This is a genomic window from Citrobacter sp. RHB25-C09 (assembly GCF_013836145.1).
Taxonomy (GTDB): Bacteria; Pseudomonadota; Gammaproteobacteria; order Enterobacterales; family Enterobacteriaceae; genus Citrobacter_A.
On sequence record NZ_CP057483.1, the window covers coordinates 677,764 to 697,775 of the forward strand.

18 protein-coding genes are annotated in these 20,012 nt (G+C 52.8%); 12 read left to right on the forward strand and 6 right to left on the reverse strand.

From position 1 onward, the window contains the following. The first annotated feature begins 33 nt into the window (after positions 1 to 33). Positions 34 to 921, forward strand: a complete 888-nt coding sequence (yghX, locus tag HVY19_RS03265; RefSeq protein ID WP_181682955.1) for a YghX family hydrolase — start codon at positions 34 to 36, stop codon at positions 919 to 921. A 55-nt stretch (positions 922 to 976) separates the two neighbouring features. Here the strand turns inward: yghX and HVY19_RS03270 are convergent, their stop codons facing one another. Next, entirely contained in the window at positions 977 to 3,562 is a 2,586-nt protein-coding gene (locus HVY19_RS03270) for an autotransporter outer membrane beta-barrel domain-containing protein (protein ID WP_181682956.1), read from the reverse strand. A gap of 503 nt (positions 3,563 to 4,065) precedes the next feature. On the opposite strand from HVY19_RS03270, the gene HVY19_RS03275 reads away from it, so the two are divergent. The 9 genes from HVY19_RS03275 (at position 4,066) to hybG (ending at position 12,584) form a co-directional block, all read left to right on the forward strand. Then, positions 4,066 to 5,697 carry a methyl-accepting chemotaxis protein gene (locus HVY19_RS03275; RefSeq protein WP_181682957.1) on the forward strand — a complete coding sequence of 544 codons (1,632 nt, stop codon included), beginning with the start codon at positions 4,066 to 4,068 and terminating at the stop codon, positions 5,695 to 5,697. A gap of 335 nt (positions 5,698 to 6,032) precedes the next feature. Next, a complete protein-coding gene (gene hybO, locus HVY19_RS03280; protein WP_181682958.1) occupies positions 6,033 to 7,151 on the forward strand; it encodes a hydrogenase 2 small subunit in 1,119 nt (372 codons plus the stop codon). A gap of 2 nt (positions 7,152 to 7,153) precedes the next feature. Next, positions 7,154 to 8,140 (forward strand): hydrogenase 2 operon protein HybA, encoded by a 987-nt coding sequence (gene hybA, locus HVY19_RS03285; RefSeq protein WP_181682959.1) that lies wholly within the window; start codon positions 7,154 to 7,156, stop codon positions 8,138 to 8,140. Further along, positions 8,130 to 9,308: a Ni/Fe-hydrogenase cytochrome b subunit gene (hybB, locus tag HVY19_RS03290; RefSeq protein WP_181682960.1), complete on the forward strand. Its 1,179-nt coding sequence runs from the start codon at positions 8,130 to 8,132 to the stop codon at positions 9,306 to 9,308. Before hybA ends, hybB begins: the two co-directional genes overlap by 11 nt. Next, positions 9,305 to 11,008 carry a hydrogenase 2 large subunit gene (gene hybC, locus HVY19_RS03295; protein WP_181682961.1) on the forward strand — a complete coding sequence of 568 codons (1,704 nt, stop codon included), beginning with the start codon at positions 9,305 to 9,307 and terminating at the stop codon, positions 11,006 to 11,008. Before hybB ends, hybC begins: the two co-directional genes overlap by 4 nt. Further along, positions 11,008 to 11,502 carry a HyaD/HybD family hydrogenase maturation endopeptidase gene (locus HVY19_RS03300; RefSeq protein ID WP_181682962.1) on the forward strand — a complete coding sequence of 165 codons (495 nt, stop codon included), beginning with the start codon at positions 11,008 to 11,010 and terminating at the stop codon, positions 11,500 to 11,502. The genes hybC and HVY19_RS03300 overlap by 1 nt, the downstream gene beginning before the upstream one ends. Next, positions 11,495 to 11,983, forward strand: a complete 489-nt coding sequence (gene hybE / locus HVY19_RS03305; protein ID WP_181682963.1) for a hydrogenase-2 assembly chaperone — start codon at positions 11,495 to 11,497, stop codon at positions 11,981 to 11,983. Before HVY19_RS03300 ends, hybE begins: the two co-directional genes overlap by 8 nt. Continuing rightward, positions 11,976 to 12,317 (forward strand): hydrogenase maturation nickel metallochaperone HypA, encoded by a 342-nt coding sequence (hypA, locus tag HVY19_RS03310; protein WP_181682964.1) that lies wholly within the window; start codon positions 11,976 to 11,978, stop codon positions 12,315 to 12,317. Before hybE ends, hypA begins: the two co-directional genes overlap by 8 nt. 18 nt (positions 12,318 to 12,335) lie before the next feature. Then, positions 12,336 to 12,584, forward strand: coding sequence for a hydrogenase maturation factor HybG (hybG, locus tag HVY19_RS03315; protein ID WP_181682965.1), 249 nt, complete (start codon positions 12,336 to 12,338; stop codon positions 12,582 to 12,584). Between the two features lie 87 nt (positions 12,585 to 12,671). Here hybG and yghU read toward each other — a convergent pair whose 3' ends face one another. Next, positions 12,672 to 13,532 carry a glutathione-dependent disulfide-bond oxidoreductase gene (gene yghU, locus HVY19_RS03320; RefSeq protein ID WP_181682966.1) on the reverse strand — a complete coding sequence of 287 codons (861 nt, stop codon included), beginning with the start codon at positions 13,530 to 13,532 and terminating at the stop codon, positions 12,672 to 12,674. A gap of 196 nt (positions 13,533 to 13,728) precedes the next feature. Between yghU and gss the strand changes: the two genes are divergently transcribed. Further along, entirely contained in the window at positions 13,729 to 15,588 is a 1,860-nt protein-coding gene (gene gss / locus HVY19_RS03325; RefSeq protein ID WP_181682967.1) for a bifunctional glutathionylspermidine amidase/synthase, read from the forward strand. A 53-nt stretch (positions 15,589 to 15,641) separates the two neighbouring features. On the opposite strand, the gene HVY19_RS03330 is transcribed toward gss, so the two are convergent. Beyond that, complete coding sequence (locus HVY19_RS03330) at positions 15,642 to 15,992, reverse strand: hypothetical protein (RefSeq protein WP_181682968.1); 351 nt, start codon at positions 15,990 to 15,992, stop codon at positions 15,642 to 15,644. A 68-nt stretch (positions 15,993 to 16,060) separates the two neighbouring features. Here HVY19_RS03330 and HVY19_RS03335 point away from each other — a divergent pair, with 68 nt between their 5' ends. Further along, the gene (locus HVY19_RS03335; RefSeq protein ID WP_181682969.1) at positions 16,061 to 16,387 is read left to right on the forward strand and encodes a fimbrial protein; all 327 of its coding nucleotides are present in this window, start codon (positions 16,061 to 16,063) and stop codon (positions 16,385 to 16,387) included. Here HVY19_RS03335 and HVY19_RS03340 read toward each other — a convergent pair. The 3 genes from HVY19_RS03340 to HVY19_RS03350 form a co-directional block, all read right to left on the reverse strand. After that, the gene (locus HVY19_RS03340; RefSeq protein ID WP_181682970.1) at positions 16,378 to 17,535 is read right to left on the reverse strand and encodes a sugar diacid recognition domain-containing protein; all 1,158 of its coding nucleotides are present in this window, start codon (positions 17,533 to 17,535) and stop codon (positions 16,378 to 16,380) included. The genes HVY19_RS03335 and HVY19_RS03340 overlap by 10 nt on opposite strands. A 65-nt stretch (positions 17,536 to 17,600) precedes the next feature. Then, positions 17,601 to 18,764, reverse strand: coding sequence for a glycerate kinase (locus HVY19_RS03345; RefSeq protein ID WP_181682971.1), 1,164 nt, complete (start codon positions 18,762 to 18,764; stop codon positions 17,601 to 17,603). A 60-nt stretch (positions 18,765 to 18,824) separates the two neighbouring features. Further along, positions 18,825 to 20,009 (reverse strand): thiolase family protein, encoded by a 1,185-nt coding sequence (locus tag HVY19_RS03350; protein WP_181682972.1) that lies wholly within the window; start codon positions 20,007 to 20,009, stop codon positions 18,825 to 18,827. Positions 20,010 to 20,012: the final 3 nt, after the last annotated feature.

Genomic DNA, 20,012 nt, shown 5'->3' on the forward strand with positions numbered 1-20,012 from the left:
TGCTTATACAATCACAAATCCGGGAGATATGCGATGACGCGTCTGACAGCAAAAGATTTTCCGCAGGAATTGCTCGATTATTATGACTACTACGCGCATGGGAAAATATCGAAGCGTGAGTTTCTTAATCTTGCAGCAAAGTATGCCGTCGGCGGGGTCACCGCGCTGGCGCTGCTCAATATGCTCAAACCAAACTATGCGCTGGCGGAGCAGGTGAAATTTACCGATCCCGATATTTTACCCGAGTACATTCACTATCCGTCGCCCAACGGACATGGTGAGGTCCGGGGTTATCTGGTGCGTCCGACGAAAACGACCGGGAAAGTGCCGGCGGTGGTGGTGGTGCATGAGAATCGGGGCCTGAACCCGTATATCGAAGATGTGGCGCGACGCGTGGCAAAGGCGGGCTATATTGCGCTGGCACCAGACGGCTTAAGCTCGGTAGGCGGATATCCCGGTAACGATGAAGAAGGTAAAGCGTTACAGCAGAAGGTGGACCCAACGAAGCTAATGAATGACTTTTTTGCCGCCGTCGAATTTATGCAGAAGCATCCGGATGCCAGCGGCAAAGTAGGTATTACGGGCTTTTGTTATGGCGGTGGAGTCTCAAACGCGGCGGCAGTGGCGTATCCGGAACTTAATTGTGCAGTACCGTTCTATGGTCGTCAGCCTCAGGCGGCGGACGTGGAAAAAATACAAGCGCCAATCCTTCTGCATTATGCGGAACTGGATAAGAACATAAATGAAGGCTGGCCTGCCTATGAAGCAGCATTAAAGGCACACGAGAAAGTCTATGAAGCGTACATTTACCCAGGGGTTAATCACGGATTTCATAATGATTCCACGCCGCGCTACGACGAGGCCGCCGCAGAGTTGGCGTGGAAACGAACGCTGGACTGGTTCGAGAAATATTTACGCTAACCATTAAACGTTTGTTGGCCGGGTAAGGCGAAGCCTCCACCCGGCAATTCATCCCTTAAAAGCTGTAGCTCAGACCTGCCTGCACGCTGGCGTCGTTATCGACATCCCCTGTTCCCACATACACGCCGGTATTCAGCGTGAAGTTATGCGCGATAGTGGCGTTGATACCGGCACCAAAGATGCCCATCGTGTTGTTATGCCCGGCGGTATTGTGATAATCCGCCGCTTTGATGTCGGTATCATCACTAAACTCTTTCTGAAAGCGCGCGTCGATCCACGGCATCACCTGCACGTTCTTATTGAGATCGCGAAGCGTGGTGGTCAGACGCACACCCGCACCGCCGTTCCAGGATGAAACCTGGCTGTCAGCGAAGCTAATTTCCTGATTGGAGAAACCGTCCGCTTTGGTCTGATCCCAACCTAAGGTGGCGTAAGGTTGCAGCAGTGTTTCGCCAGGCAGCAACACATTTACCCCGGCACGGCCCTGTGCCATATACAGACTGCCGTCCGTCGAGCCGCTCAGAGCCTCGGTCATGCCGCTGGTATCGCCGGTCACGTTATTTGCGGAGAGGGAATAGCGCATATCACCGTAGCTGAAGCTGCCGTCGGCAAACAGCCCCCAGTTTCTGCCGTTCAGCGCCTGCTGCCAGCCGCCGTACAGGCTGTAATAATTACCATAAACGGTATCTTTAAAGCTGTCGGCGCTGCTGCTGGTATCCTGTACGCGACTACGGGTCCAGGCCAGTGCGATCCCGCCCGTTACGCTATCGCCGTTAGCCAGATGTGTCGTCCAGTCAACGCCGCCCTGCGCACCCTGGGTGATGCTCTGGTAATCGACGTCATTACTGAAGTTTCCATTCTGATAGAGGAAGTCGCCCCAAAGCTGCGCGCCGTCCTGCTGTTCGCCCAGCAGGCTAGCGAGGTGGACCTGGTTCATATGGTTGCTGATATCGTCAGCGACCTGATGTCCCGCCTGCTCGGCTGCGTCCAGACCGGCAATCAGCCCCTGAACGTCACTGGCCAGTGACCCTTGCGTACTGTTAAACAGGATATTCCAGCTCTGGGAGTCAGCTGCTTTGAGCATCGCCTGCGGTGCGCTGTCGGCAGCAACAATATCCAGGCTGTTGTCGTAGTTATACGCGCCACTGCGGTTTTCAACCGACTGCTGCCCGTTGCTGAACGTTGCGCCCGCGTAATATTGCGGCGTTGTGGTGCTGGCAGTGGTGAAGGTTCCCAGCAGGACGTTTGACTGGTTCTGTGCTGATGGCGTAATACTGCTCACCACCACGGCATTGTTTGTCCCCGTGATGCTGCCGAAATCGACAAAACTGTCTGTGCTCATGTTAACGGTGGCATTACTGCCTGTCGTTTGTGCGACCAGTCTTGAGCCGTTTTGCAAATTCCAGGCGGTCGCATCGTTAATTTTATCAATGCTAATGCTGTTATTGCTGGTGGTGTTTACCGTTTCAAATTGAGCAATCTGCCCGGTGATCGAACTCCCCGCATCCATAGACAGCGTATCGCTACCGTCACCGCCGTTGACGTTGCCATTGACATGGGAATTATTGGTCAGCACCAGCGTGTCATCACCTGTGCCAGTGGTGATATTACCGTTAACATTGGCATTATTTTGCAGCGCGATGGTAGTATTTCCGCTGTTTGCACTGGTATTCACATCGCCATTGATCGTGCTGTTATCCACCAAAAGGGAGTTCGCAGAATTGCCGTCGAACGTCACATCACCGTTCACTACGCTATTATTGCTGAGAGCAAGGCTGGTCGTGCCATTTTCATTAATGATGCCAATACCGCCAGTGACGGTACTATTATTCATTGCCAGCGTATCTTGACTGGTGCCATAGATCCCAATCGCGACATCATTAAAAGCGTCAAGGTTGATATCCTTAAACTTGTCCATCGCACTTGCTGCGCGGGCAATATTTTTCGCGATTTCACTGGTGCTGGCATTGACGCTAGCATTCGTTAAAGAAATCGTCGTATTAGACTTTTCGCTACCTGCATAAATACCGCCATTATCCATTGTGCTATCGCTCATGGAAATAGTCTGACTCCCTGCGCCTCCGCTAATAATACTGCCATGCAATACGCTACCGTTCTTGATAGTCGTGGTATGAATACCGCCATCCTGCGGGTCGATGTAAATCGCCGAACCCATCATGTATTTTTTGTTATTCGGGTAGGAAACCGCGTCGTTTTCGCCATTTAGCGTAGAGTTGTCAACCGTCACGGTGGTATTTGTGGTGGCTCCTTTGTCACCCACTTCAATCATATCGACGGTGGCACCGTTCATAACGGTGATATTTGCCGTGCCTCCGTTGCTCCCCTGAATATAACTATTCGTCATATTCGTCCCGTTGACGGTCAAGGATTGCGTCAGGCCATCGCCATTATGAGCATCCATAAAAATCGATCCTGCAGTCGGGTCCGCCATCACCGCATCAGTTCCGTACTGGTGATAAATATCGATACCGTCTGAGGTGGTTGGTGTTAAACCACAGGTCAGCGAAGTATTTCCATCAGCACACGCTGTGACATCTGAAGCTGAAGCATAAGTACTGAAGGAAGCTAAAGCCATTAATACACATTGCGACAGCAACGTGCGGTTCATTAATTTGCGCATTATTTATTCCATTAATATCCGAATGAGTCGGCTTTCTTTTTAAATGAAATAAACGAATTTAAGAATGTTCTGAAGCTAAAGTGATGTAATGAAATCTTAAGAGACTCGTTAGGGAAATTTAAATATTAATCTCAATGTAATAAATTAATAACTATTGAAGTATTTTTGTCATAAATACCATGGTTTAAATGATAAGCAATTTTTTGAGGTTGTAGCGTTAAACGTGCATATTGATAGGCAGAGCCATCTGAAGGGGATAATCCTTTTGTGGTGCATGAGTAAATTAATGAGCGGTTATCTTACATTTTTACATTCGCTGAAAAATGATAACACGTGAACTTTACATGGATATCTCGCCCGGCGATTATCGTTTGCGTTAACGTCCAGAGGGAGTAAAAAATTTTATAAAATTACGCGCGAAAAATTATACATTCACAATTTCCTGCCGATAACGAGGTAAGACGCGTCTCTGGACGACTTCTCCCTAATGGCAAGGAAAACGTATGTATATACTTCGTAATTTCACCATCCGGGTTGTCATGCTGACGATCCTCGGCATTTTCTGTTTAATGTGGCTCGGTGTTGGGCTCTACAGTACCTGGTCACTTTCTCGTGTTGCCGATGGCAATGAAGTGGATCGTCATCTTGTTCGCCAGATGACGGTGCTTAGCCAGGGCAACGATCAGTATTTCCGCTTTGTCACTCGCCTCAGTCGTGCGATGGACGTCAAAATCGGTGGCGGGACCCCGGATTTTGCGCCCGTACAGCAGGCGCTGAATAACATGAGTAAAAAACTGGAGGAGATGAAAACGCTCTCCCCAGGTCCGATGGATCCTGAGGTTGCTGCTGAGGTGTTGGCGAAATGGCAGGATCTCCTCGACAAAGGGGTCACGCCGCAGATGCAACTGGCACAGAACGGGTCGCTGACCGCGTGGACCGAGCAGGCGAATAATGTGACGCCAGCACTGAGCCGTGCTTTTGGCGCGAGTGCCGAGCGGTTCAACAAAGCCGCAGGGGTGATGCTTGATCAAACCCGGGTCATGGTAGATGGCAAGACGTCGGTGATCCGCACGATGATTATCACTGCGGTGATTCTCGGGATTGCCCTTCTGATCTTTACCGATCGTTATCTGGTGGCAATGCTGGTGAAACCGTTGGCGCGGATCCGCCAGCAGTTCAGCCAGATTGCCCTGGGCGATCTGAGTCAGCCTATCGACGATATTGGGCGTAACTGTGTAGGGCAACTGGTGCCATTACTGCGGGCAATGCAGGATAGCCTGCGCGAAGCGGTGAGCGCGATTCGTACCGGCAGTGACAATATCTGGCAGGGGGCGACCGAGATTTCCAGCGGCAATAACGATTTGTCTTCGCGTACCGAGGAGCAAGCCGCTGCGCTGGAAGAAACCGCCGCCAGCATGGAACAGCTCACCGCAACGGTAAAACTGAACGCAGATAACGCGCGTCAGGCCAGTCAACTTACGGAAACCGCCTCCCGCACCGCCAGCAAGGGCGGCTCGCTGGTATCTGAAGTTGTCGACACCATGAACGGTATTTCCGCCAGCTCTAAGCAGATCGCGGAAATCACCACCGTCATTAACAGCATTGCCTTCCAGACCAATATTCTCGCTTTGAACGCCGCCGTTGAAGCTGCGCGTGCAGGAGAGCAGGGGCGTGGGTTCGCCGTGGTGGCGGGTGAGGTGCGTAATCTGGCTAGCCGCAGCGCCAATGCCGCAAAAGAGATTGAAACGCTGATTGCCGAATCTGTTCGCCGTGTCGATCAGGGCGCGGTGCTGGTGAAAGATACCGGTTCGACCATGGAGGCGATTCTGCGAGGGGTTTCGGAAGTGGATACCATCATGAAACAAATCGCCTTTGCCTCTGAAGAACAGAGTAAAGGTATCTCGCAGGTCGGCGTGGCCATTACGCAGATGGATAGCGTTACGCAGCAAAACGCCGCGCTGGTGGAACAGGTTTCCGCCGCCGCTGTCGCCCTGGAGGGGCAGACTGAAGAGTTACAGCGCGCTGTACAGAAATTCCGTCTGTCGCAAAACGAAACGGTAGCGATGACACAGTCCTCTACCCCAACGGTTGAACGCCGCACGAAAGCCGCTTCCGAGGAGTGGGCAGCCTTCTGATTGTTGAAAAAAGTGACAACCGTCGCTGACCTTCGCTGAAAAAGTCGCCGCATAATTTGTTATGCGGCGATTAAAACACAGCCGTGAAAAATCTGATTGTCCAGAGTCTGATAGCAGTGTTGGCGGGCTATCGACGCGAAAATTGATCCAACAGGGGGTTTACTTCGCTTTAAATACTTACACTACCAGCTCATCCCTTCGTTTTGTTATTTCCCCGCAGTATCATAAGTTGCATAACCATAGACAAAGTGTGGTAAATGGCGCATTGATCGCAGTAACCATTGCGTGATTGATGCAAGATAAAAGCCAGGTCTTCGCAACGGAATAACTATAAAATGACTGGAGAAAATACCCTCATTAATTCTCACGGCGTAAATCGTCGTGATTTCATGAAGCTTTGTGCCGCACTAGCCGCCACCATGGGGCTCAGTAGCAAAGCCGCTGCAGAAATGGCTGAGTCGGTATCCCGTCCGCAGCGCCCACCCGTAATCTGGATTGGCGCTCAGGAGTGTACGGGCTGTACCGAATCTCTCCTTCGTGCGACCCACCCTACGGTAGAAAACCTCGTTCTGGATACCATCTCTCTGGAATATCATGAGGTTCTTTCCGCCGCCTTCGGCCATCAGGTTGAAGAGAACAAACACAACGCGCTTGAGAAGTACAAAGGGCAGTATGTGTTGGTTGTCGATGGGTCTATTCCTTTAAAAGATAATGGTATTTACTGCATGGTTGCCGGTGAGCCGATTGTGGATCACATCCGCAAAGCGGCGGAAGGCGCGGCGGCAATTATCGCTATCGGCTCGTGCTCTGCATGGGGTGGCGTTGCGGCGGCGGGTGTTAACCCGACTGGCGCCGTCGGCCTGCAGGAAGTCCTGCCGGGTAAAACCGTTATCAACATTCCAGGCTGCCCGCCGAACCCGCATAACTTCCTGGCGACGGTCGCGCATATCATCACCTACGGCAAGCCGCCGAAGCTGGATGCGAAAAATCGTCCTACCTTCGCCTATGGCCGCCTGATCCACGAACATTGTGAACGTCGTCCGCACTTTGATGCGGGTCGCTTCGCGAAAGAGTATGGCGATGACGGTCACCGTGAGGGCTGGTGCCTCTATCATCTCGGCTGTAAAGGTCCGGAAACCTACGGTAACTGCTCCACGCTGCAATTCTGTGACGTTGGCGGCGTGTGGCCGGTGGCGATCGGTCACCCTTGCTACGGCTGTAACGAAGAGGGTGTTGGCTTCCATAAGGGCATTCATCAGCTCGCTCATGTGGAAAACCAGACGCCACGCTCCGAAAAACCTGATGTTGCGATGAAAGAAGGCGGTAATGTTTCCGCTGGCGCAATCGGGTTGCTGGGCGGCGTTGTCGGTCTGGTTGCCGGCGTCAGCGTGATGGCAGTACGTGAACTGGGGCGTCAGCAGAAGAAAGATAACGCTGACTCACGGGGAGAATAACCGTGAACAGACGTAACTTTATTAAGGCAGCCTCCGGTGGGGCATTGCTGCTAGGCGCCGCGCCGTCTATCAGCCATGCGGCTGCAGAAAACCGCCCACCCATTCCAGGATCGCTTGGAATGTTGTATGACTCGACGCTGTGCGTAGGCTGTCAGGCCTGTGTGACTAAGTGTCAGGACATCAACTTCCCTGAGCGTAATCCACAAGGCGAACAGACCTGGTCGAACAACGACAAGCTGTCACCCTATACCAACAACATCATTCAGGTGTGGCGTAGCGGCACGGGTGTCAACAAAGACCAGCAGGAGAATGGCTATGCATACATTAAGAAACAATGTATGCACTGCGTCGATCCTAACTGTGTCTCCGTTTGCCCGGTTTCCGCGCTGAAAAAAGACCCGAAAACCGGCATCGTCCACTACGACAAAGACGTTTGTACTGGCTGCCGCTACTGCATGGTCGCCTGTCCTTACAACGTGCCAAAGTACGACTACAACAACCCGTTCGGTGCGCTTCACAAATGTGAACTGTGTAACCAGAAAGGCGTTGAGCGTCTCGACAAAGGCGGTCTGCCTGGCTGCGTCGAAGTGTGTCCTGCCGGCGCGGTCATTTTTGGTACCCGCGAAGAGCTGATGGCCGAGGCGCAAAAGCGTCTGGCGCTGAAGCCCGGCAGCGAATACCACTACCCGCGTCAGACCGTGAAAGCGGGCGACACCTACGTGCACACCGTGCCGAAGTACTATCCGCACCTTTACGGTGAGAAAGAGGGCGGCGGAACTCAGGTGCTGGTGCTAACCGGTGTTCCTTATGAAGATCTGGATCTGCCGAAGCTGGATGATCTCTCAACCGGCGCGCGTTCCGAACATGTTCAACACACCCTGTATAAAGGCATGATGCTACCACTGGCCGTGCTGGCGGGCTTGACCGTGCTGGTTCGTCGTAACACTAAAAACGACCATCACGACGGAGGAGACGATCATGAGTCATGATCCTAAACCGCTGGGCGGCAAAATACTGAGTAAACCGGTCATTATTTTCGGGCCGTTAATCGTTCTGTGTATGCTCCTGATCGTGAAGCGTCTGGTGTTCGGACTGGGTTCCGTCTCCGACCTGAACGGGGGGTTCCCCTGGGGCGTCTGGATCGCCTTCGACCTGTTAATCGGCACCGGCTTCGCCTGTGGCGGTTGGGCGCTGGCGTGGGCGGTCTATGTCTTTAACCGAGGCCAATACCATCCGCTGGTGCGTCCGGCACTGCTGGCAAGCCTGTTTGGTTACTCTCTGGGTGGCCTGTCGATCACCATTGACGTGGGTCGTTACTGGAACCTGCCGTACTTCTACATCCCGGGACACTTCAACGTGAACTCGGTGCTGTTCGAGACGGCGGTCTGTATGACGATCTACATCGGGGTGATGGCGCTGGAGTTTGCCCCTGCGCTGTTTGAACGCCTGGGCTGGAAGTTGTCGCTGAAGCGTCTGAACAAGGTGATGTTCTTCATCATCGCGCTCGGTGCACTGCTGCCGACGATGCACCAGTCCTCAATGGGGTCGCTGATGATCTCCGCGGGCTACAAGGTGCATCCGCTGTGGCAAAGCTATGAAATGCTGCCGCTCTTCTCGGTACTGACCGCGTTTATCATGGGCTTCTCGATCGTTATCTTCGAAGGTTCACTGGTTCAGGCGGGTCTGAAGGGGAATGGTCCAGATGAGAAGAGTCTGTTCGTTAAACTGACGAACACCATCAGTGTGCTGCTGGCGATCTTCGTCGTCCTGCGCTTTGGTGAGCTGATCTACCGCGACAAGCTGTCGTATGCGTTCGCGGGAGATTTCTACTCTGCCATGTTCTGGGTTGAAGTCGTGCTGATGGTCTTCCCGCTGGTCGTGCTGCGCGTCGCGAAATGGCGTAATGACTCACGCATGCTGTACCTGTCTGCGCTGAGTACGCTGCTGGGTTGTGCGGCATGGCGTCTGTCCTATTCGCTGGTGGCGTTCAATCCTGGCGGCGGCTATGACTACTTCCCGACCTGGGAAGAACTGTTGATTTCTATTGGTTTTGTGGCTATTGAGATTTGCGCATATATCGTACTCATTCGTCTACTGCCGATACTTCCTCCTTTAAAACAAAACGATCACAATCGTCATGAGGCGAGCAAAGCATGAGCCAGAGAATAACTATTGATCCGGTAACCCGTATTGAAGGGCATTTACGCATCGATTGCGAAATCGAAAATGGCGTCGTATCTAAAGCATGGGCTTCCGGTACCATGTGGCGCGGTATGGAAGAGATCGTGAAGAACCGCGATCCTCGCGATGCGTGGATGATTGTGCAACGTATTTGCGGCGTTTGTACCACAACTCACGCAATTTCTTCCGTTCGTGCGGCAGAAAGCGCGCTGAACATCGACGTTCCGGTTAACGCCCAGTACATCCGTAACATTATTCTGTCGGCGCATACCACGCATGACCACATCGTTCACTTCTACCAGCTTTCTGCGCTGGACTGGGTGGACATTACCTCTGCGCTGAATGCCGATCCGGCGAAAGCGTCTGCGTTGTTGAACGGCGTGTCGAGCTGGCACCTGAACAGCACCGAAGAGTTCACCAAAGTACAGAAGAAGATCAAAGACCTGGTCGCCAGCGGTCAGTTGGGGATTTTCGCCAATGGCTACTGGGGCCACCCGGCGATGAAACTGCCGCCGGAAGTGAACCTGATCGCCGTTGCCCACTATTTGCAGGCACTGGAATGCCAGCGTGACGCCAACCGTGTGGTGGCGCTGCTGGGCGGTAAAACGCCGCATATTCAGAACCTGGCGGTGGGTGGCGTTGCTAACCCTATCAACCTCGACGGCCTGGGCGTACTGAACCTTGAGCGCCTGATGTACATCAAGTCCTTCATCGACAAGTTGAGCGACTTTGTTGAGCAGGTTTACAAGGTGGATACGGCGGTGATCGCGGCGTTCTATCCAGAATGGCTGGAGCGCGGCAAAGGTGCGGTGAACTATCTGGCCGCGCCGGAATTCCCGACCGACGGTAAAAACGGCAGCTTCCTGTTCCCGGGCGGCTATATCGAAAATGCGGATCTGGCCAGCTATCGCCCGATCACCTCGCATTCTGACGAATACCTGATTAAAGGCATTCAGGAAAGCGCGAAGCACGCCTGGTATAAAGATGAAGCGCCTCAGGCACCGTGGGAAGGCACCACTATCCCGGAATATGATGGATGGTCAGACGACGGCAAATACTCGTGGGTTAAAGCCCCGACCTTCTACGGTAAAACGGTAGAAGTCGGCCCGCTGGCGAACATGCTGGTGAAACTGGCTTCCGGACGTGAGTCCACCAGGGCGAAGCTGAATGAAATCATTGCTATTTACCAGAAGCTGACCGGCAAAACCATTGAAGTGGCGCAATTGCACTCTACGCTGGGCCGCATCGTGGGTCGTACGGTTCACTGCTGCGAACTGCAGGGTATTTTGCAGAACCAGTACAACGCCTTGATCGCCAATATTGGTAAGGGCGACCATACCACCTTCGTTAAGCCGAATATCCCGGCAACGGGCGAATTCAAGGGCGTAGGCTTCCTTGAGGCGCCGCGCGGTATGCTCTCTCACTGGATGGTGATCAAAGACGGAATTATCAGTAACTATCAGGCGGTTGTACCGTCCACATGGAACTCCGGTCCACGTAACTTTAATGACGAAGTTGGCCCTTACGAGCAGTCGCTGGTGGGTACGCCAATTGCCGATCCGGAAAAACCGTTGGAAGTGGTACGTACTATTCACTCTTTCGATCCTTGTATGGCGTGTGCGGTGCACGTGGTAGACGCTGACGGGAATGAAGTGGTATCAGTGAAGGTTCTGTAATGCGGATTTTAGTCTTAGGGGTCGGCAATATTTTGCTGACCGATGAAGCCATCGGCGTTCGTATCGTTGAAGCATTAGCACAGCGATACGCATTACCGGATTTCGTTGAAATCCTGGATGGCGGAACGGCGGGAATGGAGCTTCTTGGCGACATGGCGGACCGGGATCACTTGATCATCGCGGATGCCATTGTCTCAAGAAAAAACGCGCCGGGAACGATCATGGTCTTGCGCGATGATGAGGTTCCGGCACTGTTTACCAACAAAATCTCTCCGCATCAGCTTGGTCTGGCCGACGTTCTGTCGGCCCTGCGCTTCACCGGTGAGTTCCCGAAAAAATTGACGCTTGTGGGCGTCATTCCGGAATCACTGGAGCCGAATATCGGTTTAACGCCGACGGTAGAAGCGATGATTGAACCTGCGCTTGAGCAGGTTCTGGCCGCGCTGCGCGAATCGGGTGTGGAAGCCATTCCTCGGGAGGCGGCACATGTCTGAAGAGATTCCAGGATTCCCGGTGGCCCCGAGGGCGGAAGTCCAGACCGCGTTTGAAGCTATTGCTCAGCGTTCGATGCACGATCTTTCGTTCCTGCATCCTTCAATGCCCGTGTATGTCTCTGACTTCACGCTGTTTGAAGGGCAGTGGACGGCAAGTGTGATCACCCCATGGATGCTGAGCGCACTGATTTTCCCAGGTCCGGATCAGCTCTGGCCGTTGCGCAAGGTCAGCGAAAAGCTCGGATTGCGTCTGCCCTATGGTGAAATGACGTTTACCGTTGGCGAACTGGATGGGGTATCACAATATCTCTCTTGCTCGCTGATGTCCCCGCTCAATCACAGCCTGTCGGCGGAAGAAGGAGTACGACTGGCGGACGACTGCGCACGTATGCTGCTCTCGCTGCCGGTCAGCAATCCTGACGCTCCGCAGACCAGTCGCCGGGCGTTGCTGTTTGGGCGTCGGAGCAGTGAACATGCATGAGCTGTCGCTTTGCCAGAGCGCGGTTGAAATCATTCAACAGCAGGCTGAGCAGCATAGTGTTAAGCGCGTCACCGGCGTCTGGCTGGAGATTGGCGCGCTTTCCTGCGTTGAAGAGAGCGCAGTACGCTTTAGTTTTGACATTGTTTGCCAGGGGACGGTCGCGCAGGATTGTGAGTTGCATATCGTCTATAAACCGGCTCAGGCGTGGTGTTGGGATTGCAGCCAGGTGGTTGAAATTTCTCAACATGATTCGCAGTGTCCGCGCTGTCAGGGCGATCGTTTGCGGATTGAAACCGGCGATTCGCTGAAAGTGAAAAGTATTGAAGTTGAATAAACCTCTGGGTGGTTAATTATGTGTATTGGCGTTCCGGGTCAGGTTCTGGCGGTGGGTGAAGATATTCACCAGCTTGCGCAGGTTGAAGTTTGTGGCATTAAACGTGATGTCAATATTGCCCTGATTTGCGAAGGTAACCCAGCCGAGCTTGTCGGGCAGTGGGTGCTGGTGCACGTGGGGTTTGCTATGAGCATCATTGATGAGGATGAAGCCCAGGCCACGCTAGACGCGCTGCGCCGTATGGATTACGACGTGACCAGCGCGTGAATTAGATTGTTTTCGCCCGTAGGCCTGATAAGCATAGCGCCATCAGGCGTTGTGACGCCGGATGGCGGCGCCAACGCCTTATCCGGCCTACTGCTTATCTTCCGTATTGTTCTCAAAATCGCTGGCGTCATGCCGCTCGTGAAGCTGTTCGTTCAGCGGGCCGTTGGTCCGGTTGACGATTTTCCCACGTATCACCGCCGGGCGCTCTGCAATCTCTTTCGCCCAGCGCTGCACGTTCTTGTAGCTGCCCGCGTCGAGAAATTCTGCGGCATCGTAAACGTTGCCCAATACCACATTGCCGAACCACGGCCAGATCGCCATGTCGGCAATCGTATATTCATCGCCCGCAACAAATTGATGCTGGGCTAACTGTTTATCCAGCACGTCCAGCAGGCGCTTGGCTTCCATCGTGAAGCGGTTGATCGCGTACTCGATCTTCACCGGCGCATAGTGGTAGAAATGGCCGAAGCCGCCGCCGAGGAACGGGGCTGCGCCCTGTAACCAGAACAGCCAGTTCAGGGTTTCGGTGCGCTTAGCCAGATCCTGAGGCAGGAAATAGCCATATTTCTCTGCCAGATAAAGCAGGATCGATCCTGACTCAAACACGCGAACCGGTGGGGTTTGCGAGCGATCGAGCAGTGCCGGGATCTTCGAGTTCGGGTTAACCTCAACAAAGCCGCTGGAGAACTGGTCGCCTTCGCCGATGCGGATCAACCACGCATCGTATTCCGCGCCGCTCACGCCTTGCGCCAGCAGTTCTTCCAGCATGATGGTGACTTTCTGACCGTTTGGTGTGCCCAGCGAGTAAAGCTGAAGGGGGTGTTTGCCGACCGGCAGCGTTTTATCGTGAGTCGGGCCGGAAACCGGACGGTTAATATTGGCGAACGCGCCGCCGTTGGATTTATCCCACGTCCAGACCTTCGCGGGTTGATAGGTTTTCTCTGACATGTTGACCTGCCTTCTGAGTGGTTGTGTTGAAGCAGTGTAGCAGTTCGCCATCGACACACTTAGCAGAATGACGCATTCCCCCTGGCTATTTTTTGTCACCTGGCGTTCAGCCGTTACGTTGAGGTGTATGATAGTCAACGTTGTTGAGCAGACGAACAGATGCTGCTCAGGCGGTATTGTTTTTGAGGTAAATTGCATGAGCAAAGGAACGACCAGTCAGGATGCCCCCTTCGGGACATTATTGGGCTATGCCCCCGGTGGTGTAGCGATCTACTCTTCAGATTACAGCTCCCTCGACCCAAGGGATTACGCCGACGACGCCGCGTTTCGCAGCTACATCGACAACGAATATATGGGTCATAAATGGCAGTGCGTTGAGTTTGCCCGCCGTTTCCTCTTCCTGAATTATGGTGTTGTGTTTACCGACGTCGGCATGGCGTGGGAGATATTCTCGCTGCGCTTTCTGCGCGAAGTGGTGAACGATAACATCCTACCGCTACAGGCCTTCCCGAACGGTTCACCTCGCGCGCCGGTTGCTGGTGCGTTGCTGATCTGGCAAAAAGGGGGTGAATTCAAAGACACCGGTCATGTGGCGATTATCACTCAGTTGCTGGAAAACAAAATCCGTATCGCTGAACAGAATGTCCTGCACACGCCGCTACCTCCCGGACAGCAGTGGACCCGTGAGCTGGAGATGGTGGTTGAGAATGGCTGCTACACGCTGAAAGATACTTTTGACGATACCACTATCCTGGGCTGGATGATTCAGACTGCTGATACTCAGTACAGTCTGCCGCAGCCGGAAATTGCCAATGATTCGTTGAAAATCCGTGGGGCGCGACTGGACGATCGCGGCCAGTTCGCTGGTAAATGGCTGAATGAGCAGGATCCCCTGCAAAAAGCCTATGTACTGGCTAACGGCCACGTGATTAACCGTGATCCTCACCAGTATTTCACGATTACCGAAAGTGCTGAGCAGGAGCTGATTAAAGCAACCAACGAATTGCATCTGATGTATCTGCATGCCACAGATAAGGTGCTGAAAGATGACAACCTGCTGGCACTGTTCGACATTCCCAAAATCCTCTGGCCGCGTCTACGTCTCTCCTGGCAGCGCCGCCGCCACCATATGATTACCGGGCGGATGGATTTTTGTATGGATGAGCGTGGGCTGAAGGTCTACGAATACAACGCCGATTCCGCTTCTTGTCATACAGAGGCTGGGTTGATCCTCGAACGCTGGGCGGAGCAGGGTTACACGGGGTCTGGACATAACCCGGCGGAAGGCTTGATTAACGAACTGGCGGGGGCGTGGAAGCACAGTCACGCGCGTCCGTTCGTGCATATCATGCAGGATAAGGATATCGAGGAAAACTACCACGCTCAGTTTATGCAGCAGGCGCTACACCAGGCCGGATTTGACACAAAAATCCTGCGTGGCCTGGATGGACTGCGCTGGGATGACGCGGGACAGTTGATTGACGACGAAAGCCGACTGGTGAACTGCGTATGGAAAACCTGGGCATGGGAGACAGCGATTGAACAGATCCGCGAAGTCAGCGAAACGGAATATGCCGCAGTGCCGATTCGTACCGGACATACCGAGCAGAAAGTGCGCTTGATTGACGTACTGTTGCGCCCGGAAGTACTGGTTTTCGAGCCGCTATGGACGGTGATCCCGGGGAACAAAGCGATCCTGCCGATTCTGTGGCAGCTTTTCCCGCATCATCGCTATCTGCTGGATACCGACTTCGTGGTGAATGAGGAACTGGCACAAACCGGCTATGCGGTGAAGCCTATTGCCGGACGCTGTGGCAGCAACATCGACCTGGTGAGCCATCAGGAGGAGTTGCTGGATAAAACCAGCGGTAAATTTGCTGAGCAGAAAAATATCTACCAACAGCTTTGGTGTTTGCCAAACGTGGCCGGTAAATATATCCAAGTATGCACTTTTACCGTCGGTGGCAACTACGGCGGAACCTGCCTGCGCGGCGACGACTCGTTGGTTATCAAGAAAGAGAGTGATATCGAACCGCTGATTGTAGAGAAAGCGTAAAAGCTGGCATATGACGGATGGCAGTATGGCTGCCATCCGGCAACACAACGGCATCAGTCGGTGTTCACGCACATGATCGCTGCGGTATAGGGCGTACTGATAAGCCAGGCGGAGGTAACCCTGATCTCGCGACGGATATGGTGAGTCTGGTTATGACAGTCGTCCTTGAGAATACCATTAATGCTGATTAGCCCTTCATCCCTCGGTTCTAAATCAAAGACGATAGTACCGCTAAACGTCTTTTGTTTCTGGTAATCAATCCATTTAACCGTCGCCGTACAATCGATTTTCTCTTCGGTGGAGCGGAAATACAAAAACAGCGCGCCTAATGAGGGATTCGGTACGGTACCGGTCAGTGAGCTATGGCTGGAAGGTGAAATTATTGGCCCGGCATCCTGCGTCATCAATGATGGCAATATTATTAACGTTGATATGCATTCCATCAATCGCAACGCGTTAACGCAGTGGGGGGATGAAACCCGAGCAGTATGTTGATGAGAATGTCAAAATAACCCTGAAATGCTCAAACGTGAATGAAGCAGTACAGGTTAAGCTTAAACTCAGCGCGAAAATCGTGGGTGCCGACCTGCCTGCCATACAGACCAGCAATCCTGACGTTGGCATTGTGCTTGAACATGAAAATAATAAAGTCGTACCTCAGCGCACTGAGATTACGGTGCCTGTTAATAATCAGTATGGTGAAATTGAGCTTCAGGCCTATCCGGTCAATGCCAGGGGCAAAATTCCTTCCAGCGGCCTGTTTGAGGCAACGGCGGGTCTGGATTTGATCTATAAGTAATGACGGATATCTGTTTCAGCGATGCACTCTCTGTCCTGATAATAATGCAGGGCGATGGTTAACTGGCATAAATCCTTAAACATGAAGGGATCCAGTGCCGTGATCTCTTTTATCTGATGAAGACGATAGTTCAGCGTATTGCGGTGAATGCCCAGATTTTGCGAAGTGGCATTTACTTCGGCATTGTTATTAATATAGGTAGACAGCGTTTTAAAGAGTGTTTTCCCGCTATTCGACGTCAGGATTTTGTTCAACTGGTGTTGGTAGTAAAGGGTGAAATGACTGCTTTTGGCTTCATTGAGCAAACCGTCGAACGCCAATTGTTTACCATTCACGATCCGCTGGTCAGAACATAAGGACTTCGCCTGGCTCTGCATCTCTTTTAGCATAAAGACAGAGCGACGAAATGCCTCTGGCTCGGTTGATTCCACGCCAATCGCAATCGTATAGTGGCTAAGCTGTGTTTCGAGGAACGCATTGATTTTGTCTACTATCAAATCCGAGCGTTTAGGTTCAGAGACCAGAAGCAGGATTTCATTATGGCTGAGCAGAATCACGTTCTGAGATTGCAGTATTTTCGATATTTCATTGAGAATATGGTCGATCGTTTTACCCAGTAAATTGCCGCCGGTTTCAATATTAATAAGGATGGGAATATAAGCGGCATCCAGGCAGATATTTTGCTGTTGAAGTTGCAATAAAATATCTTTTTTCCGTTTGGTGTCATCCTGCTCAATAAATTGCTTTATCAGCAAATCGCGGATGCGATACTGCCAGTTAATCTCCCGGATTTCTAATAGCTGTTTGACCAATAACTCGGCGGTCAGAATTGCCAGTTCAGCATAGCGACCTATCGCGACGGGGTTACCACTGATGCCAATGACCAGAGCCACCCGGTCATCGACAATGATCGGATGATTAATACCAGGCTGAACGTTTTGATACTTCGCGGCCTGTTGCGGGGTTTCGATCGTCATGCGCTGACGGTTTTTTATGACTTCGCAGGCGACTTCATGCCGCTCGCCGATCCGGTGATTCTCGCCAGAAGCAATGATAATCCCCTGATGATCGATAACGTTCACATTATGATGAATAATGTCCATTGCGCGTTTCACAATGGTATTGGCAAGTTCTGGCGAAATCAGCATGGCGTATCCTGTCAGTATCTGTTTCTCAATCATAATGTGAAATCGCGTATTTTTACGGGATCATCTTATGATTTATAGGCAAGCCCTGAACCAACGGTAAGCGTACGGATAAGAGATTCAGCCGTGTCGGCAAGCAGCTTTTGTACATTTTGCATCGCGTCATCCAGCGAAATTGGGCGCGGGCAGATCGACCACATTGCATCAATATGATGCTGATGGAGTAGGGAAGCCCCTTCACCGAGCGAGCCAGCGATAGCAATTACTGGTTTGTGATAGGCGGCAGCTAATGCGGCCACGCCGACTGGCGCCTTGCCGAAGCGGCTTTGTGCGTCCAGGCGCCCCTCTCCGGTGATGACCAGATCCGCTGCCTGAATGTATTTCTGTGCGTCTAAAAGCCCCAGTACCATTGAAATGCCGGGCTTGAGTTCGGCATGCGTGAACCAGAGTAAAGCGGCACCCATTCCTCCGGCAGCGCCTGAACCGGGAAGGGCATTAACATCTTTTCCTGATGCCTCAGTGAGTACGCGATGATAGTTTTCCATACCCCCTTCCAGCCGGGTGAGCTGTGCGTCATCGGCCCCTTTTTGCGGCCCGTAAATCCAGGTCGCGCCGTTTGGCCCAAGAAGCGGATTGCTCACATCACAGGAAACGTCAAACTGCGCAGTGGAGATAGCCGGATGCAGTTGGCTACTATCAATCCGCGCAACGCGTATCAAATCTTCACCGCAGGCTGGCGCTGAAAGTAACCGGTTGTTTTGGTCATAAAAACGCACGCCAAGCGCCTGGGCGAAACCGATACCGCCGTCGTTTGTCGCGCTTCCGCCTAGCCCTATAATGAGATGCCTGGCACCATTATCCAGCGCGTGCTTGACCAGTTCACCAAGGCCATAAGAGCTGGCCTTTGATGCATTGCGCATCGCTTTTAGCGTTAGCTCCAGGCCACATGCCTGAGCCATCTCGATAATAGCCTTTTGTCCATCTACCTTGAGATACTTAGCTTCTACGCGCTGCCCGTAGGGGCCGGTAACTTCTAGCGTGCATATCTCTTTTCCTGATAACAAGGGGCTCTCCTGGAGCACCTGTAATAACCCTTCTCCACCATCGGTGATGGGAAGTTGGCAGACCGTAATATCGCTACGATAGCGCGTAATGCCGTGAGCAATGGCCTCGCAGGCCTGCGAGGCGCTGCAACTGCCTTTAAAGGAGTCAATGGCGATGACAATATTCATTCTTTATCCTTAATGACGCGGGATGGAAATAGCCGGAGGCGTGCGCCTCCGACTCTGTTGTTACCGTTCGCGTTCAAACAGCATCGAGATCCCTTGACCGCCGCCAATACACATCGTGGCTAAGCCCGTGTTGACACCGCGACGCTCCATTTCATACATCAATTTAACGGAGATGATGGCACCGCTGGCACCAACCGGGTGACCGAGCGCAATCGCACCCCCATTGACGTTCACTTTTGCCGGGTCGAGCTTCAGATCGTTGATAACGGCGAGAGACTGCGCGGCAAAGGCTTCGTTAAGTTCAATAAGATCCACATCGTGGACAGACATATTGAGCTTTTTCATGAGCTTCTTCGTCGCGGGAGCCGGGCCAAAGCCCATGATTTCCGCCTCGCAGCCCGCCACTGCCCAGCCGCGTACTACCATACGAACCGGGAGCCCTAATTCCTCCGCCTTGGCTCGCGTAGTCAGTACCAGCGCGCCCGCACCGTCGTTAATCCCCGACGATGTGGCTGCGGTGACCGTCCCGTCCGCTTTAAAGGCGGGTTTAAGCTGGGCATATTTTTCCCTTGGCGTATCGCGCGGGTGCTCATCTACGCTGAAAAGACGCGTGGTTTTTCCTTCCCGCACCTCAATGGGCAGGATCTGTGACTCAAAATGTCCAGCCTGAATGGCCGCCAGCGCCTTTTGCTGGCTGTTCCATGCAAACTCATCCATATCATTGCGGGTAATGTTAAAGCGTTCCGCCACGAATTCTGCGGTCATGCCATTGTGATAAGGGCCTTCTGGCCAGGTCAGAATTGAAATGATGCCATCCTGCAGTTCGCCATCGCCCAGGCGGTAGCCGTAGCGCGCCTTACGGATGTAGTGGGGGAGCTGCGTCATGTTCTCTGTGCCGCAGGCAACGGTAATTTCCGCATTGCCCGTTTGCAGTTCCATCATGCAGTCCGCAATCGCCTGCAGACCCGAACCGCACTGGCGGTTCACGGAATAGGCGGTTGTTTCGTTGGGTAATCCGGCACGTAGCTGGCACACGCGGGCGATGAAGCCGCTTTCGGCGATTTGGCCGACGTTGCCCACCACGACTTCATCAATCTGCTCAGGTTTAAGACCGGCTCTCAGTACGGCATCCCGAATGACGGCTGCACCCAGATCGTGTTGATGAACATCCTTAAAACTTCCTCCCATTGTGCCAATGGCGGTACGAACGCCGCTGACGACAACAATATCGTTTGGCTTTTTCATTTT

Coding starts and splice junctions, on each gene's coding strand:
- yghX (WP_181682955.1), top strand. CDS start 34: ATGACGCGTCTGACAGCAAAAGATTTTCCGCAGGAATTGCTCGATTAT.
- HVY19_RS03270 (WP_181682956.1), bottom strand. CDS start 3,562: ATGCGCAAATTAATGAACCGCACGTTGCTGTCGCAATGTGTATTAATG.
- HVY19_RS03275 (WP_181682957.1), top strand. CDS start 4,066: ATGTATATACTTCGTAATTTCACCATCCGGGTTGTCATGCTGACGATC.
- hybO (WP_181682958.1), top strand. CDS start 6,033: ATGACTGGAGAAAATACCCTCATTAATTCTCACGGCGTAAATCGTCGT.
- hybB (WP_181682960.1), top strand. CDS start 8,130: ATGAGTCATGATCCTAAACCGCTGGGCGGCAAAATACTGAGTAAACCG.
- hybC (WP_181682961.1), top strand. CDS start 9,305: ATGAGCCAGAGAATAACTATTGATCCGGTAACCCGTATTGAAGGGCAT.
- HVY19_RS03300 (WP_181682962.1), top strand. CDS start 11,008: ATGCGGATTTTAGTCTTAGGGGTCGGCAATATTTTGCTGACCGATGAA.
- hybE (WP_181682963.1), top strand. CDS start 11,495: ATGTCTGAAGAGATTCCAGGATTCCCGGTGGCCCCGAGGGCGGAAGTC.
- hypA (WP_181682964.1), top strand. CDS start 11,976: ATGCATGAGCTGTCGCTTTGCCAGAGCGCGGTTGAAATCATTCAACAG.
- hybG (WP_181682965.1), top strand. CDS start 12,336: ATGTGTATTGGCGTTCCGGGTCAGGTTCTGGCGGTGGGTGAAGATATT.
- yghU (WP_181682966.1), bottom strand. CDS start 13,532: ATGTCAGAGAAAACCTATCAACCCGCGAAGGTCTGGACGTGGGATAAA.
- gss (WP_181682967.1), top strand. CDS start 13,729: ATGAGCAAAGGAACGACCAGTCAGGATGCCCCCTTCGGGACATTATTG.
- HVY19_RS03330 (WP_181682968.1), bottom strand. CDS start 15,992: ATGACGCAGGATGCCGGGCCAATAATTTCACCTTCCAGCCATAGCTCA.
- HVY19_RS03335 (WP_181682969.1), top strand. CDS start 16,061: ATGAAACCCGAGCAGTATGTTGATGAGAATGTCAAAATAACCCTGAAA.
- HVY19_RS03340 (WP_181682970.1), bottom strand. CDS start 17,535: ATGCTGATTTCGCCAGAACTTGCCAATACCATTGTGAAACGCGCAATG.
- HVY19_RS03345 (WP_181682971.1), bottom strand. CDS start 18,764: ATGAATATTGTCATCGCCATTGACTCCTTTAAAGGCAGTTGCAGCGCC.
- HVY19_RS03350 (WP_181682972.1), bottom strand. CDS start 20,009: ATGAAAAAGCCAAACGATATTGTTGTCGTCAGCGGCGTTCGTACCGCC.